12 protein-coding genes and 1 pseudogene are annotated in these 14,662 nt (G+C 63.1%); 6 read left to right on the top strand and 7 right to left on the bottom strand.

Annotation, left to right across the window (positions count from 1 at the left end; all coding sequences use genetic code 11):
- Positions 1-6: 6 nt before the first annotated feature.
- The 6 genes from dnaN to mutM all read right to left on the bottom strand — a co-directional run bounded on the left by dnaN (position 7) and on the right by mutM (position 6,347).
- Positions 7-1,125 carry a DNA polymerase III subunit beta gene (dnaN, locus tag OVA12_RS12745; protein WP_268137846.1) on the bottom strand — a complete coding sequence of 373 codons (1,119 nt, stop codon included), beginning with the start codon at positions 1,123-1,125 and terminating at the stop codon, positions 7-9.
- 163 nt (positions 1,126-1,288) lie between these two features.
- The gene (gene dnaA, locus OVA12_RS12740) at positions 1,289-2,770 is read right to left on the bottom strand and encodes a chromosomal replication initiator protein DnaA (RefSeq protein ID WP_268137844.1); all 1,482 of its coding nucleotides are present in this window, start codon (positions 2,768-2,770) and stop codon (positions 1,289-1,291) included.
- A gap of 196 nt (positions 2,771-2,966) precedes the next feature.
- Positions 2,967-3,395 carry a rhodanese-like domain-containing protein gene (locus OVA12_RS12735; RefSeq protein WP_268137842.1) on the bottom strand — a complete coding sequence of 143 codons (429 nt, stop codon included), beginning with the start codon at positions 3,393-3,395 and terminating at the stop codon, positions 2,967-2,969.
- A gap of 650 nt (positions 3,396-4,045) precedes the next feature.
- A complete protein-coding gene (gene rpsT, locus OVA12_RS12730; RefSeq protein WP_268137840.1) occupies positions 4,046-4,312 on the bottom strand; it encodes a 30S ribosomal protein S20 in 267 nt (88 codons plus the stop codon).
- Between the two features lie 179 nt (positions 4,313-4,491).
- The gene (locus OVA12_RS12725) at positions 4,492-5,265 is read right to left on the bottom strand and encodes an enoyl-CoA hydratase (protein ID WP_268137838.1); all 774 of its coding nucleotides are present in this window, start codon (positions 5,263-5,265) and stop codon (positions 4,492-4,494) included.
- A gap of 176 nt (positions 5,266-5,441) precedes the next feature.
- The gene (gene mutM / locus OVA12_RS12720) at positions 5,442-6,347 is read right to left on the bottom strand and encodes a bifunctional DNA-formamidopyrimidine glycosylase/DNA-(apurinic or apyrimidinic site) lyase (RefSeq protein WP_268137837.1); all 906 of its coding nucleotides are present in this window, start codon (positions 6,345-6,347) and stop codon (positions 5,442-5,444) included.
- A gap of 173 nt (positions 6,348-6,520) precedes the next feature.
- On the opposite strand from mutM, the pseudogene ubiE reads away from it, so the two are divergent.
- A pseudogene (gene ubiE, locus OVA12_RS12715) lies at positions 6,521-7,331 on the top strand (bifunctional demethylmenaquinone methyltransferase/2-methoxy-6-polyprenyl-1,4-benzoquinol methylase UbiE).
- 4 nt (positions 7,332-7,335) lie between these two features.
- On the top strand, positions 7,336-8,919 hold the full coding sequence (gene ubiB / locus OVA12_RS12710) for a 2-polyprenylphenol 6-hydroxylase (RefSeq protein ID WP_268137835.1): 1,584 nt from the start codon (positions 7,336-7,338) through the stop codon (positions 8,917-8,919).
- A 3-nt stretch (positions 8,920-8,922) separates the two neighbouring features.
- On the opposite strand, the gene OVA12_RS12705 is transcribed toward ubiB, so the two are convergent.
- A complete protein-coding gene (locus tag OVA12_RS12705; RefSeq protein WP_268137833.1) occupies positions 8,923-9,603 on the bottom strand; it encodes an alpha-ketoglutarate-dependent dioxygenase AlkB family protein in 681 nt (226 codons plus the stop codon).
- Between the two features lie 360 nt (positions 9,604-9,963).
- Here OVA12_RS12705 and dnaK point away from each other — a divergent pair, with 360 nt between their 5' ends.
- From dnaK to OVA12_RS12685, 4 genes are all read left to right on the top strand, one after another.
- A complete protein-coding gene (gene dnaK / locus OVA12_RS12700) occupies positions 9,964-11,868 on the top strand; it encodes a molecular chaperone DnaK (RefSeq protein ID WP_268137831.1) in 1,905 nt (634 codons plus the stop codon).
- Between the two features lie 236 nt (positions 11,869-12,104).
- Positions 12,105-13,238, top strand: coding sequence for a molecular chaperone DnaJ (dnaJ, locus tag OVA12_RS12695; RefSeq protein WP_268137829.1), 1,134 nt, complete (start codon positions 12,105-12,107; stop codon positions 13,236-13,238).
- A 91-nt stretch (positions 13,239-13,329) separates the two neighbouring features.
- Positions 13,330-13,944, top strand: a complete 615-nt coding sequence (locus tag OVA12_RS12690; protein WP_268137827.1) for a class I SAM-dependent methyltransferase — start codon at positions 13,330-13,332, stop codon at positions 13,942-13,944.
- Between the two features lie 105 nt (positions 13,945-14,049).
- Positions 14,050-14,643 carry an NADPH-dependent FMN reductase gene (locus OVA12_RS12685; protein ID WP_268137826.1) on the top strand — a complete coding sequence of 198 codons (594 nt, stop codon included), beginning with the start codon at positions 14,050-14,052 and terminating at the stop codon, positions 14,641-14,643.
- Positions 14,644-14,662 lie beyond the last annotated feature (19 nt).

Genomic DNA, 14,662 nt, shown 5'->3' with positions numbered 1-14,662 from the left:
CAGGCGTCACACGCGCATCGGCATAAGGACGAACAGGCAATCGTCGGTCGCGTTGTCCTGAACCAGGGTCGGAGAGCCGGAATCCGCGAGGCGGAACAAGGCCGTATCGCCCGACAGCTGAGCTGCGATATCCAGCAGGTAGCGCGAGTTGAAGCCGATTTCCATCGGGTCGGCATCGTAGTCGACAGCAAGTTCTTCCGTCGCGCTGCCGGAGTCCGGATTGTTCACGGCCAGAACCAGACGCCCTTCCGACAGGGACAGCTTCACAGCGCGGCCACGCTCGGAGGAAATGGTCGACACGCGGTCGACAGCTTCCTTGAACTCGTCGCGATCAACGCGCAGTTCCTTGTCGTTGTGCTGCGGAATGACGCGGCCATAATCCGGGAAGGTTCCGTCGATCAGCTTCGACGTCAGAACGACCGGGCCATTGGTGATGCGGATCTTGGTTTCGGACAGCTCGACGGTGACTTCCGCGTCGCGATCTTCCAGCAGCTTCTGGATTTCGCCGACGGTCTTGCGCGGGACAATCACACCCGGCATGCCGGAAGCGCCCTGCGGCGCGTGCACTTCGGCCTGCGCCAGACGATGGCCATCCGTTGCCACGGCGCGGACCATCTCGCCGGAGGCTCCCGCGACGGCATGCAGATAGATGCCGTTCAGATAGTAGCGGGTCTCTTCGGTCGAGATCGCGAACTGGGTCGTGTCGATCAGCTTGCGGATCGCCCCGGCCGTCAGGGTGAACTGGTGCGGGAACGTGCCAGCGGTCAGATCCGGAAAATCTGCTTCTGGCAGCATCTGCAGCGCAAAGCGCGAGCGGCCGGCGCGCAGCTCAAGCGTTGAGCCGTCGCTGTTGGTTTCCAGCACAACCTGCGAGCCCTCGGGGAGCTTGCGCACGATGTCATAGATCATGTGCGCCGGCACAGTTGTCGCGCCCGGCGTCTCGATCATGGCCGGAACAGTTTCCACCACCTCGAGATCAAGGTCGGTCGCCTTCAGTTTCAAGGCACCCTGCTCGGCGCGCAACAGAACGTTCGACAGGATCGGAATGGTGTTGCGCCGCTCGACAACCCGGTGAACGTGGGTCAAGGACTTGAGGAGGTCGCTCCGCTCGAGGGTCGCTTTCATGACACTTCGTCCATGTACTCGTAGGCCGTGATCGTTTCGGCGCTGGATACAGTTAGCCCCGCAGAGGCGGGACGGGGCACCGAACGTGCCCTTAATGCAGCGCAAAAGCAAGAGGGGCGCCCGCATGGACGCCCCTGATGTTCCCGTTATTCCCGCAACCCGCTTACGCGTCCAGCATGCGCTTCAGCAGCTCGATCTCCTGCGCCAGCGCCACGTCAGCGCGGGCCATCTCCTCGATCTTGCGGACGGCGTGCAGAACGGTGGTGTGATCCCGGTTGCCGAAGCGGCGGCCGATTTCCGGCAGCGAGCGCGGCGTCATCACCTTGGCCAGATACATCGCGATCTGGCGCGGGCGCACGATGGTGCGAGTCCGGCGCGCCGACAGCAGATCTGCCTTGGTCACGTTGTAATGCTTGGAAACGATCCGCTGGATGTCCTCGATCTTCACCCGGCGCGGCTCGCTCGAGCGGATCAGGTCGCGGAGGGTCATCTCCGCCATTTCCTGCGTGATCGGCTGGTTGGTCAGCTGATTGTGCGCCACCAGACGGTTGAGCGCGCCCTCAAGGTCGCGGCCGGAGGAGACGACGTGGCGAGCCACATAGTCGAGCACGGTGTCCGGAACGGTGAAGTTCGGATAGGACTTGCGCGTTGCAGCAACGCGGGCCGACAGGATGTTGCGGCGCAGGCTGAAATCGGGCTCGGCAATGCCGACAACCAGACCGCCGGACAGGCGCGAACGGACGCGGTCATCCAGCGTGTCGAGTTCGGACGGAGCGCGGTCGGCGGCCACGATCACCTGACGGGCGCCATCAATCAGCGCGTTCAGGGTGTGACAGAATTCCTGCTGCACCTGCTTGCCATGCAGGAACTGCATGTCGTCGATGAGCAGCAGATCGATCGTGCGCAGGGTTTCCTTAAAGGCAAGCGCGGACTGCGCCTTCAGGGCCGCAACGAAGCGGTACATGAAGTGCTCGGCCGTCAGATACAGCACCTTGCGACCGGAGGCGCGCGCCTTGGCGGCAACTGCCTGCATCAGATGCGTCTTGCCGAGGCCCACCGCTGCATGGAGATACAGCGGATTGAACGTGACGGCACCGCCAGCGGCCACCTGCTTGGCAGCAGCCAGCGCCAGGCCGTTGGAGTCGCCTTCAACGAAGGTCTCGAACGTGTATTTCGGGTCGAGTGCGGCACCCTGAAGCACATCGCGGGCGCTGCTGTCGGCTTCGGCGCGGGCAAGCGCGGCCGTTGCAGCCTGGGCCGCAGCGACGGCGTTGGGCTCGTTGAGGGTAATCGGGCGGTGTTCCGAGGCAATGGGGGCGGCAACCTGGCGGACAGGTGCAGGCATGCTGCTCGCCATCGGCATTTCGGGCTGGCGCGGACGCGCGGCGCCACGCACGGTCAGCTCGATGCGATGCACGTTCTCGCATTCGCGCTGCCACAGGCCCATCAGGCGATCGCGGTAATGGGACTGGATCCACTGCTTCAGAAAGCGCGTCGGAACAGACAGACGAACGGTGCCATCGGCGTTGTCTTCCAGATCAACGCGGGCAAACCAGCTCGTAAAGACGTCATCGCCGAGTTCGGCGCGCAGACGGGTTTTGACACGGTTCCATTGTTCGGAGCCCATATCTTCTTGAATATGCATGTCGCCTCGCCTCCGTCATCACCCAGGTTCCGGTCCGCCACAGTCCGGTTCCTGTTGCCTATTTCGGTTTGCCGCTGTGCGGCTGTTTGTTTTGGTTCGCCGTATCACCGGCGATAGAATTTCAAGTCGACAGATCCTGCGCGGGACGCAGCTCGCGCCACCCCGCCGACCCGTCATGCTGATACTGAAATGGGTTCTAGCCCTGAACCCAGGGAAGGCCCTTGGCCTTCCAGCCCGCTACCGTGCCCCGGTGTCCGTCAGGGCTGACTGGCCCTTCAAACCCGTGTGCAATGTTGTAGCACTGACTATGCCCTGCACTGGTCATGGCGATCGCTGCACTCATGCTGCGCGCGCCGGACCGGCAGAGGAAATAGATTGGCGCAGCCTTGCTCACGCCCCGCCGAGACAGCTCGGCACTCAAAGTCTCGACAAAGTCCGGCACTGCGGCCCCAGCGGGAAAACCCTGCCACTCCACCAGAAGGACGTCTTTCCCTGACGCCCGGAGATCCGGCGTGCCAACAAAGGTCCATTCTGCGCGGGTGCGCACATCAACCAGAACTGTGTCCTGGCTCGATGTTACCGCATGAAAAGCCGCTTCGACGTCAACGTCCCCGGCGTAAGCCATAGAATTCGACAAGATGCCCCCTTCGCAACTTTTTACAGCTGCGCTGTGTCGATACCAAAGCTGAGGAGATTTTGAGTAGGCTCAGTAGCTCGCAATGACGAAACTGACAATGACCCTATTCTCACCCAAGTAAATCCGGGAATTTTGCGGAGGGTGTTCTGAATAGTTTGCCATGATCATTGTCTGGTCCGTGCACTGTGTAATTTTTTATTTAGTTTCGAGCTTGGCCCGATGGAGTGAACATACACAGGCCCATGGGGCGGGGCAACTGTGACTCGTTAACAAAAACCGACACATTCCGGCTCTCGCAGCGTTAAGTCGCCCTGCAAAAACCGCCCTTCCGAGACAAATCCGTTCTGACTCAACGTCTTTTCGCAGTGCTTATCCGGCACTGTGGTTTTGAGGCACAGACCCAAAAAAAAAATCCTGCGTCCGGCTTGACTCAAACCGAATCCGGGCAAGCTCCATACGTCTTTCCCAACATATCGCTAAGCATATGAAATATATGAGAAAAACGTGACAGACCCAGCTCGCCCAGATCCCCCTGGAAAGGCTACGAAGTTAGCCGGTTGACAATTCTTTCATGTGCAACGGCTAACAAAAAACCCGGCCTTTGGGGCCGGGTTCGTGACAGGCTTTGGCAGCTTGTCTCAGGCCTTGAGAGCCTTCACGCGAGCGTTCAGACGCGACACCTTGCGGGACGCGGTGTTGGCGTGAACCACGCCCTTGGAAGCAGCGCGCATCAGCTCCGGCTGAGCGGCCTGGAATGCTGCGGTTGCTGCAGCGTGATCACCGGAAGCGATTGCTTCCTCGACCTTGCGCAGGAAGGTGCGCATGCGGCTGCGGCGTGCCTTGTTAACGGCCGTCCGGCGGGCAATCTTGCGGGCCGCCTTCTTGGCCGAGGGAGTGTTGGCCATTGGCTCAATCCTGGTCCGAGTGTGAAACTAAAAACCCGATCAACATCGGAGCGCGTACCCTTAGGGTCGATCATGCTCGTCGTCAAACGAATTCGGCGGCACGCTGGATGCCACCGATTGGCCGTGGCTTATAGTCGGGCGGGCCGAAGCCGTCAATGCCAAACCCGCCCAACCATGCGTTATTTGTTACGGAACTGCGGCGCACGCTTCTCGATGAAGGCCGCCATGCCCTCGCTCTGGTCCTCGGTGGCGAACGCGGCATGGAACATGCGGCGCTCGAACCGGATGCCTTCGGCAAGTGTCGTCTCATAGGCGCGGTTGACGCTTTCCTTGGTCATCATGACCACCGGCAGGGAGAAGTCCGCGATCTTTTCAGCGGCCTTCAGCGCCTCTTCCATGAGATCATCAACCGGCACGATGCGGGAAACGAGGCCCGAGCGCTCCGCCTCGGCCGCGTCCATCAGCCGGCCGGTGAGGCACATTTCCATCGCCTTCGACTTGCCGACGAACCGCGTCAGACGCTGGGTGCCGCCGGCTCCCGGCAGCACGCCAAGGGTAATCTCGGGCTGGCCGAACTTCGCGTTGTCAGCGCAGATGATGAAATCGCACATCATCGCCAGCTCGCAGCCGCCGCCCAGCGCGTATCCGGCGACCGCCGCGATGACCGGCTTGCGATTGCGGGCGACCCGGTCCCAGGGCGTGATGAGATCGCCCATGTAGGCTTTGGCGAAATCGAAGGGCTGCATTTCCTTGATGTCGGCACCGGCCGCGAAGGCCTTCTGCGATCCGGTGATGATGACACAGCCGACCCGCTCATCCGCTTCATAGGCGTCGAGCGCGGCGGCGACTTCGGCCATCAGGGCGGCGCTCAGCGCGTTCAGTGCCTTCGGGCGGTTCAGCGTGATGATGCCAACCTTGCCACGCTTTTCGGTCAGGATGTTCTCGTATGCCATCAGGATCCTCCGCTTGAAGCGCTTGCGGGCGATCGACGCCGGATCTGCCGGCAAGCGCTGAATGCCGTTTGGTCGCGTTCCGGAAATCGGCACGCGGGCGCGTCATTCAAGGGGTATCCGACACCTTTCGGGCGTGCAAGCGAACGGGCGGGGACGCCAGCCCTTTGGCTGAGGCTTCAGCGCTGGCACTTCGGGCAATGGAATGTGGAGCGGCCGGACTGAACCAGACGTTCGATGATGCCGCCGCAGCCTGGCGTGCGGCAGGGCTCGCCCTCCCGGCCGTAGGCGGCGAAACTATGCTGAAAGTAGCCAAGCGTTCCATCGGTCTGCGTGTGATCACGCAATGTCGAGCCACCGGCGAGGATCGCCTCTTCCAGCACCTCGCGGATCGACTGGGCCAGCTTTTCGCGCAGCACCTTGCGTCCGCGCTGCGGTCCGCAGATTTCGCCAGCCGCGCGTTGCGGCGACAGGCCCGAGCGCCACAAGGCCTCGCAGACGTAGATGTTGCCGAGGCCGGCAATCAAGCGCTGGTCGAGGAGTGCGGCTTTAAGCGGCGTCCGCTTGTCGCGAAAGAGGCCATCCAGAACATCGCCATCGAGGCGGTTTCCGAGTGGCTCCAGCCCCATGGCCGCGAACAGGGGATGCGAGGTCAGCCCCGCCCTTGGCACCATCTGCATGAAGCCGAAGCGGCGCGGGTCGTTGTAGACGATCCGGGCGACGGCAGCGTCGCTGTTCGAGCCGGGCGCGGACAGATGGAACACGACATGGTCGTGCTTCTCGTCCTTCGATCGGGCATGGGAAAAGTCACCGGGCAAGTGGCTATCTTCGGCATCCTCGACCCGGAACGAGCCGGACATGCCCAGGTGCATCACCAGCACCTCGCCGTCATCGAGATCTGCCAGGAGATACTTGGCCCGGCGGGACAGAGCTGCGACACGTCGTCCCTCGACGCGCTCTCTGAAGCGCTCGGGGAAGGGAAACCGCAGCTCCGGACGGCGGCATTCCAGCTTGAGGACACGCGCGCCCTCAAGGCTCGGCGCAAGGCCGCGGCGAACGGTTTCGACTTCCGGCAACTCGGGCATGGGGCTTGCGCTTCCCTGAAAAATCGCTAGGCGGGCGAGAGGCCTCGCCTATATGAGACGCATGACATAGGACTGAGGGCCGGGGCAACAATAGCGTCGGCACGCGGGCTGTACTATGGTCCCGCCGAACCGAACCCGGGCTGCCGCCTTTCCCGGTGGCCAAGGAGACCTGCATGACTGACGAGACCGCTGCGGCAGGCGCCGCCTACCCCGGCAATCGCGACCCGCGCGAAATGCCCACCAGCTTTGGCTTCCGCACCGTGCGCGAAGGCGAGAAGCAGGGCATGGTCAACGACGTGTTCCACAAGGTGGCGACCCGCTACGACATCATGAACGACCTGATGTCCGGTGGCCTGCACCGGCTCTGGAAAGACGCGATGGTCTCGGTCCTGGCACCGCCGCACACGCCCGGTCGCGACTGGCGTGTCCTGGACGTCGCCGGTGGCACGGGTGACATCGCGACGCGCATCGTCGAACGCTCGGGCCGTGAAGTCGAGGCGGTCGTGCTGGATATCAACGGGTCCATGCTGTCGGTTGGCCAGGACCGGGCCGACAAGGCCGGGCTCTCGCCCTTCATCACCTTCACGCAGGGCAACGCCGAAGTCCTGCCGTTCCCGGACAAGACCTTCGACGCCTATACGATCGCCTTTGGCATCCGCAACGTCCCCGATATCCCGAAGGCGCTCCGGGAGGCCCACCGCGTGTTGAAGCGTGGCGGCCGGTTCCTGTGCCTCGAGTTCTCGGAAGTCGAGATGCCGATGCTCGACAAGGTCTATTGACGCCTTCTCGTTCCACGCGATCCCTGCCATCGGCAAGGCCGTGACTGGCGACGGCGACCCCTACAAGTATCTCGTGGAATCCATCCGCAAGTTCCCGAACCAGGAACGTTTCGCCGAGATGATCCGCGAGGCAGGCTTCGAGAGGGTCACCTACCGCAATTACACCGGCGGCATTGCCGCGCTGCATTCGGGCTGGAAACTCTGATCCGATGGCGCAGTTGATCCGCCCGACCCTGCGGCTGATGCAGGCCGGCTTCGTGCTCGCCCGCGAGGGTGTGTTCGGGCTTGTGAACCTGCCTGACCTACCGGCGGGACCGCGCCTCGCCATCCGGCTTGCGCGCCTGCTGGAACGCCGGTCGGTGCAGGACAAGAGCGCGCGGCTGCGCCTGTCGGACGCCATGAACCGGCTCGGGCCATCCTACGTGAAACTCGGTCAGTTTCTGGCAACGCGCGCCGACGTGGTCGGCAAGGAAGCCGCTGCGGAACTGGCGCATCTTCAGGACCGGTTGCCCGCCTTCCCGCAGGAAGAGGCCCGCGCCCAGATTGCCGAGCAGCTGATGCGTCCGGTCGACGAGCTCTATGTCGAGTTCGGCGAACCTGTCGCCGCAGCCTCGATGGCACAGGTGCATCCGGCCCTTGTTCGTCAGCCTGACGGCTCTGTCCGCAAGATGGCCGTGAAAGTGCTGCGTCCGGATGTCGCCCGCCGGTTCAACAACGATCTGCAGAGCTTCTATCTGGTCGCCCGGCTGGCGGAGCGGTTCGTGCCGGCCGCGCGGCGACTGCGCCCGCTCGCAGTGGTCGACACGCTTGCACGCTCCGTCGCGCTGGAGATGGATTTCCGCCTCGAGGCGGCTGCCCTGTCGGAAATGGCAGAGAACACCGCTGAGGACCCCGGCTTCCGTGTGCCGGCCGTCGACTGGATGCGCAGCGCCAAGGGCGTGCTGACGATGGAGTGGATCGACGGGCGCAAGCTCTCCGACGTCGCCGGCATCACCGAAGACGGGATGGATCTGGAGGCGCTTGGCGCCAATGTGATCCAGAGTTTCCTGCGCCACACCCTGCGCGATGGCTTCTTCCACGCCGACATGCACCAGGGAAACCTGTTCGTTCAGCCGGATGGCACGCTGGTGGCCGTCGACTTCGGCATTACCGGCCGCCTCGGACGGGCAGAACGCCGGTTCCTGGCCGAAATCCTCTACGGCTTCATCACGCGTGACTATCGCCGGGTGGCAGAAGTGCATTTCGAGGCCGGGTATGTTCCGGCCGATCAGGACGTGGACGTGTTTGCCCAGGCGATCCGCGCCATTGGCGAACCGATCCATGGCCACGATGCCTCTGAAATCTCGATGGCACGCCTGCTGACGCAGCTGTTCGAGATCACCGAACTGTTCCAGATGCGCACCCAGCCGCAGCTGATCATGCTGCAGAAGACGATGGTCGTCGTCGAGGGCGTCGCGCGCACGCTGAACCCGCGCCTCGACATGTGGCGCACGGCAGAGCCTGTCGTCTCGCACTGGATTGCCGGCAATCTCGGACCCGTGGGTCGGCTGCGTGATCTCGGCACCGGCTTGACCGCACTCGGGCGCATCGCCACCGATCTGCCGATCTTTGCCGATCGCATCGGCCGCCTGTCGCAGGAGATGGAGCGGATGGCCGAAAAGGGCTTCCGCTTCGATGCAGAGACCGCCGATGCCATCGGCCGGGCGGAGGCCCGGCACAACCGCTCCGGCCGCGTGGCGCTGTGGATCATTGCGATTGCGCTGGCGGCGTTGGCATTGAAGGCCTGGACCTGAGGCTTAGGCCGGAACGGTCACCCGTCTCAGTGTCAGGTTGATCCGCCCGCTTCCTTTCAGCAGGGTGGACGTGCCCGGATAAAGCCTGTCGATGCCGTGGAAGGCGAGGCGGGACGCGCCGCCGAGCAGGGCCACATCTCCGGACGACAGTTTCAGGGACACGGTCGGATCATTCCGCTCAGGTCCGCCGATGCGGAACAGCGCCGTATCGCCCAGCGAGACCGACAGAACCGGCGCGTCGAAGGTCGCCTCATCCCGGTCCTGATGCAGGCCCATGCGGGCGTCGGCGGCGTAAAAATTGATCAGGCAGGCTTCGGGTGGCGGCGCATCGGGGGCAAGCTCCGCCCACAGCGCCGTCAGGACCGACGGCATCGCTGGCCAGGGTCTGCCCGTGACGGGATGCAGCGGCTGGTAGCGATAGCCGCGCACGTCCGATACCCAGCCAAGCGGGCCGCAATTGCTCATGCGCACCGAGAATGGTTTTCCGGTGCGCGGCATGACCGGCGTGAACAGTGGTGCCTCGGCAATGATGGTCCGCAGCTCCGCAACGAGCGCTTCCTGGTCATCGCGGGTCAGCCGTCCGGGAAGGTGACGAAAGCCCTGCGGCAGCACAGCCTTGCGGCGCGCGGAAGCCGCTGTCTTGTCCGCCGCCAGCGGATCGTCCTGACCCGGTAAGTCCTGCATCAGCGTCTCCCTGGATTTGCTGTGGTGCCGAGGCTTGCGTGGGTCTGACCATGTTGTGGTCAATCGCGGCCAGCAAGGGGTTTGCGGCGGCACAGTAACGCTTTGCGAAGGATTACCCACCACATGCTGTGCGGGCGAACATCATTGGCATGTGCCTTGCGGCACTTCACACCTCAACCTATATAGCGATCAAGCCGCGCGCTTCCGGTTTTCTGCGCCGGGTCCTCCCGCCACGGGGGAACCAAAGCCGCCCTGAACAGGACAGCGCGACCCCGGCCAAGAGGCCGGAGGCTCATCGTGAATAGGGACCGGATCGACGCCGACATGGGTCCATCCGGTTTGCTGGAAAGAGAGGATAAAATGGCAAAGGTCATCGGTATCGACCTCGGCACGACGAATTCGTGCGTCGCCGTCATGGACGGCAAGGATGCGAAAGTCATCGAGAACTCGGAAGGTGCACGCACCACGCCCTCGATGGTTGCCTTCACCGACGATGGCGAACGCCTGGTCGGCCAGCCGGCAAAGCGCCAGGCGGTCACCAACCCCACCAATACGCTGTTTGCAGTCAAGCGCCTGATCGGCCGTCGCTATGACGACCCGACCGTGGCAAAGGACAAGGGCCTGGTGCCCTTCGACATCGTGCGCGCCGACAATGGCGATGCCTGGGTCGCGGCCAACAGCAGCAAGTATTCTCCGTCTCAGGTTTCGGCCTTCATCCTGCAGAAGATGAAGGAAACCGCCGAGAGCTACCTTGGCGAGACGGTTACCCAGGCGGTCATCACCGTCCCGGCCTATTTCAACGACGCCCAGCGTCAGGCCACCAAGGACGCCGGCAAGATTGCCGGTCTTGAAGTCCTGCGCATCATCAACGAGCCGACTGCGGCGGCCCTTGCCTATGGCCTCGACAAGAACGATGGCAAGACCATCGTCGTCTATGACCTTGGTGGCGGTACCTTCGACGTGTCTGTGCTCGAGATCGGCGACGGCGTCTTCGAAGTGAAGTCGACGAACGGTGATACGTTCCTCGGCGGTGAAGACTTCGACATGCGCCTGGTCGACTATCTGGCGACCGAGTTCAAGAAGGATCAGGGCATCGACCTGAAGCACGACAAGCTCGCCCTGCAGCGCCTCAAGGAAGCTGCGGAAAAGGCCAAGATCGAGCTGTCGTCCGCGTCGCAGACCGAGATCAACCTGCCCTTCATCACGGCGGATGCCTCTGGTCCGAAGCACCTGACCATGAAGCTGACGCGCGCCAAGTTCGAAACGCTGGTCGATGACCTCGTCCAGCGCACGATCGAGCCGTGCCGCGCCGCGCTCAAGGATGCTGGCCTCGTTGCCGGTCAGATCGACGAAGTCGTTCTCGTCGGCGGCATGACCCGCATGCCGAAGATCCAGGAAGTCGTGAAGTCCTTCTTCGGCAAGGAGCCGCACAAGGGCGTGAACCCGGACGAAGTGGTGGCCATGGGCGCTGCCATCCAGGCCGGCGTGCTGCAGGGTGACGTCAAGGACGTCCTGCTGCTCGACGTTACCCCGCTGTCGCTCGGCATCGAGACGCTCGGCGGCGTGTTCACCCGCCTGATCGACCGCAACACGACGATCCCGACCAAGAAGAGCCAGACCTTCTCGACCGCCGAGGACAACCAGAGCGCCGTGACGATCCGGGTGTTCCAGGGCGAGCGCGAGATGGCGGCCGACAACAAGATGCTCGGCCAGTTCGACCTGATGGGCCTGCCGCCCGCCCCGCGTGGCGTGCCGCAGATCGAGGTTGCCTTCGACATCGACGCCAACGGCATCGTCAACGTGTCCGCCAAGGACAAGGGCACCGGCAAGGAGCAGCAGATCCGCATCCAGGCCTCCGGTGGTCTTTCCGACGCCGACATCGAGAAGATGGTCAAGGACGCCGAAGCCCACGCCGACGAGGACAAGAAGCGCCGCGAGCTGGTGGAAGCCCGCAACCAGGGTGAATCCCTGCTGCACTCCACCGAGAAGTCGCTCAAGGACTACGGCGACAAGGTCAGCGCTGCCGACAAGGGCGCCATCGAAACGGCCCTGGCAAACCTGAAGTCTGCTCTGGCCACCGAGGATGTCGCCGACATCCAGGCCAAGACCCAGGTCCTGGCCGAAGCCTCGATGAAGCTGGGCGAAGCCATGTACAAGGCCTCGCAGGCTGAAGCCGAAGGTGGTGCATCTTCTGGCGGCGATGCCGACAAGGATGACGTGGTCGACGCTGACTTCGAAGAAGTCAAGGACGACGACAAGAAGTAAGACCTCATCCGGCGCGGCCCAATGCTGGCCGCGCCGGACGGTTTTTGCTTGCATGCAGACCGTTTAAGGCACAAGAGCGAAGGCGTTGATGCGTCTGCAGGCGCATCACACCGGGTGCTGCGGGCAAAGCAGTTCTCGGGAACCAGCTCAACGCATTGATCTGGGAGCGATTTCTCATCGACCGGTCACCACGGCCTGATTGGAAAGCGCTCCGGAATCCAGCGAGTACCTCGAATATGGCAAAGCGCGATTACTATGAAATCCTTGGCGTTGCGCGCGGCGCGGATGAAAAGGTGCTGAAAAGCGCCTATCGCAAGCTCGCCATGCAGTATCACCCGGACCGCAATCCCGGTGATGATTCCGCCGAGGCGCTCTTCAAGGAAGTCAACGAAGCCTATGACGTCTTGAAGGACGGCCAGAAGCGTGCCGCTTACGATCGATTTGGCCATGCCGCCTTCGAAAACGGCGGCGGCGGTGGCGGCGGGTTCGGTGCGCATTCGCACGACTTCGCCTCGACCATGTCGGATATTTTCGAAGAATTCTTCGGCATGAGCGGCGGCGGCCGTCGCTCTGGCGGTCGTGAGCGTGGCGCTGACCTGCGCTACAATCTTGAAATCACCCTGGAAGAGGCCTTTGCGGGCAAGACGGTCGAGATCGAAGTGCCAACCTCGATCACCTGTCAGCCGTGCGGCGGCTCGGGCGCCAAGCCGGGCTCCAGCCCCACCACTTGCCGCACCTGCGGCGGCTCCGGACGCGTGCGCGCGGCACAGGGTTTCTTCACCCTCGAGCGCGCCTGCCCGAGCTGTCAGGGGCGTGGCCAGGTCATTTCCGACCCTTGCACCAACTGCGGCGGCGTGGGGCGGGTGACGCAGGAACGCACCCTGTCCGTCAACATTCCGGCCGGCATCGAGGACGGAACCCGGATCCGGCTCGCCGGCGAAGGCGAAGCGGGCTTGCGCGGCGGCCCCAGCGGCGATCTCTACATCTTCCTGTCGATCAAGCCGCATGAGTTCTTCCAGCGCGACGGCGCTGATCTTTACTGCCGCGTTCCGATCTCGATGACGACGGCCTCGCTTGGCGGGCAGTTCGATGTCCCGACCGTGGACGGGGGCACGACGCGGGTGAAGGTTCCCGAAAGCACCCAGACGGGCAAGCAGTTCCGCCTCAAGGGCAAGGGCATGCCTGTCATGAGGGCAAGCCAGCACGGTGACATGTACATCCAGGTGACCGTCGAAACGCCGACGAATCTCACCAAGCGCCAGCGGGAGCTTCTCGCCGAATTCGAGAAGGAAAGCTCCGGCGAGAACAATCCGGAGTCGACCGGGTTCTTTGCCAGGGTAAAAGATTTTCTCGACAATCTCGGCGGTTAGCCTCACGTGACGCAAGCGTCACGCAAGTTCGGTCTTGAAATCGCCACGCTTGGTTTCCTAGATGATAATCATCGTTAAGGGGACGGAGCCGATGGCCGCGCACAAGCTGCTCACGCACAAGGGACTTGCCGACAAGATCCGGGATGAACTGCGTTTCTTCCGGAGCTGGATCGACAGTCCGTTGACCATGGGTGCCGTCAGCCCGTCGGGCCCGGAACTGGCGAAGCGCATTGCCTCGTTTGTCCCCGTGCGCCCTGGCGGCCATTATCTGGAACTTGGCCCGGGCACTGGCGTAGTGACCAAGGCGATCTTTGATCGCGGCGTCGCCCAGCGCGACCTCACGGTGATCGAATACAGTTCCGACTTCTGCCATCTGCTGCGCCAGCGGTATCCGGGCATGGCGACGGTACAGGGTGATGCCTATGCGCTGCGCGACACACTCGCGCCGCATGCGCCTGTGGCGAATGGCAGTCTTGCTGCGATCGTCTCGGGCCTGCCCCTGTTCACGAAGCCAGTCGAACAACGCCGCGCGCTCATTCTCGAGGCGCTGGAACTGCTGGAGCCAGGCGCGCCGTTCATCCAGTTCTCCTACGCGCTGGTTCCTCCGGTCAAACCCGAGGCTGGCCTGTTCGATCTGGCCCGGACCGACTGGATCTGGGCCAACCTGCCGCCTGCACGTGTCTGGGTGTACCGACGCCCTGTTTGACTGAGGTCTCACCTCAGCCCTTGCGATTAGACTTGGGGTTTTTTCCGGCCGTATTGACAGAACCCGGCAGCGTTGCGCTGCCGGGTTTTTGCGTCTGGAGGCAGCATGGCACATCCAAGAATTCTCGTGTTCTCAGGCTCGGCACGCACTGGGTCCCACAATGCTCGCCTGGCGTCGCTCGTCGGGCAGCGTCTCGGCGAAAACGGCGCTGAGGTCAGCTCCATTTCCCTGCGGGACTTCCCCATGCCGCTCTATGATGGTGACCTGGAGAATTCGGAGGGCGTGCCCGAGAACGCGGTCGCGTTGAAGCGGCTGATCCAGCAACATCATGGCGTCTTCATCGCCAGCCCCGAGTACAACGCCGGTGTAACACCGCTGCTGAAGAACGTGATTGACTGGATCAGTCGTGTTTCCGAGCCGTCCGAACCGCGCATGGCCGCCTACAAGGGCCGTGTTTTTGCACTCGGCTCGGCGTCGACATCTCCGTTTGGCGGCATCCGCGGATTGGCAAACCTGCGGCTCGTTCTGGAAACGGGCGTTGGAGCCCTTGTGATCCCGGAGATGATTGCCGTTCCGAATGCTGCCGATGCGTTCGACCCCTCAGGCGGCCTCGCCAATGAACGAGCAGCCGCATCGCTCTCTGCGATGATCCGGGCCTTGATTGCGGAAGCGTCGCTGAGGATGAGCAAAGCGGCGTAGTCCAGACCAGTCATTTCTG

This window comes from Pannonibacter sp. SL95 (assembly GCF_026672425.1).
GTDB lineage: Bacteria > Pseudomonadota > Alphaproteobacteria > Rhizobiales > Stappiaceae > Pannonibacter.
The sequence above is the reverse complement of the archived record's forward strand: the minus strand, read 5'-3'. Positions and strand labels throughout refer to the sequence as shown.

Excerpts from the sequence above, each read along its gene's own strand:
- dnaA (WP_268137844.1), bottom strand. The coding sequence starts at position 2,770 with ATGCATATTCAAGAAGATATGGGCTCCGAACAATGGAACCGTGTCAAA.
- OVA12_RS12725 (WP_268137838.1), bottom strand. The coding sequence starts at position 5,265 with ATGGCATACGAGAACATCCTGACCGAAAAGCGTGGCAAGGTTGGCATC.
- dnaJ (WP_268137829.1), top strand. The coding sequence starts at position 12,105 with ATGGCAAAGCGCGATTACTATGAAATCCTTGGCGTTGCGCGCGGCGCG.
- rpsT (WP_268137840.1), bottom strand. The coding sequence starts at position 4,312 with ATGGCCAACACTCCCTCGGCCAAGAAGGCGGCCCGCAAGATTGCCCGC.
- dnaN (WP_268137846.1), bottom strand. The coding sequence starts at position 1,125 with ATGAAAGCGACCCTCGAGCGGAGCGACCTCCTCAAGTCCTTGACCCAC.
- dnaK (WP_268137831.1), top strand. The coding sequence starts at position 9,964 with ATGGCAAAGGTCATCGGTATCGACCTCGGCACGACGAATTCGTGCGTC.
- OVA12_RS12690 (WP_268137827.1), top strand. The coding sequence starts at position 13,330 with ATGGCCGCGCACAAGCTGCTCACGCACAAGGGACTTGCCGACAAGATC.
- mutM (WP_268137837.1), bottom strand. The coding sequence starts at position 6,347 with ATGCCCGAGTTGCCGGAAGTCGAAACCGTTCGCCGCGGCCTTGCGCCG.
- ubiB (WP_268137835.1), top strand. The coding sequence starts at position 7,336 with ATGGCGCAGTTGATCCGCCCGACCCTGCGGCTGATGCAGGCCGGCTTC.
- OVA12_RS12705 (WP_268137833.1), bottom strand. The coding sequence starts at position 9,603 with ATGCAGGACTTACCGGGTCAGGACGATCCGCTGGCGGCGGACAAGACA.
- OVA12_RS12735 (WP_268137842.1), bottom strand. The coding sequence starts at position 3,395 with ATGGCTTACGCCGGGGACGTTGACGTCGAAGCGGCTTTTCATGCGGTA.
- OVA12_RS12685 (WP_268137826.1), top strand. The coding sequence starts at position 14,050 with ATGGCACATCCAAGAATTCTCGTGTTCTCAGGCTCGGCACGCACTGGG.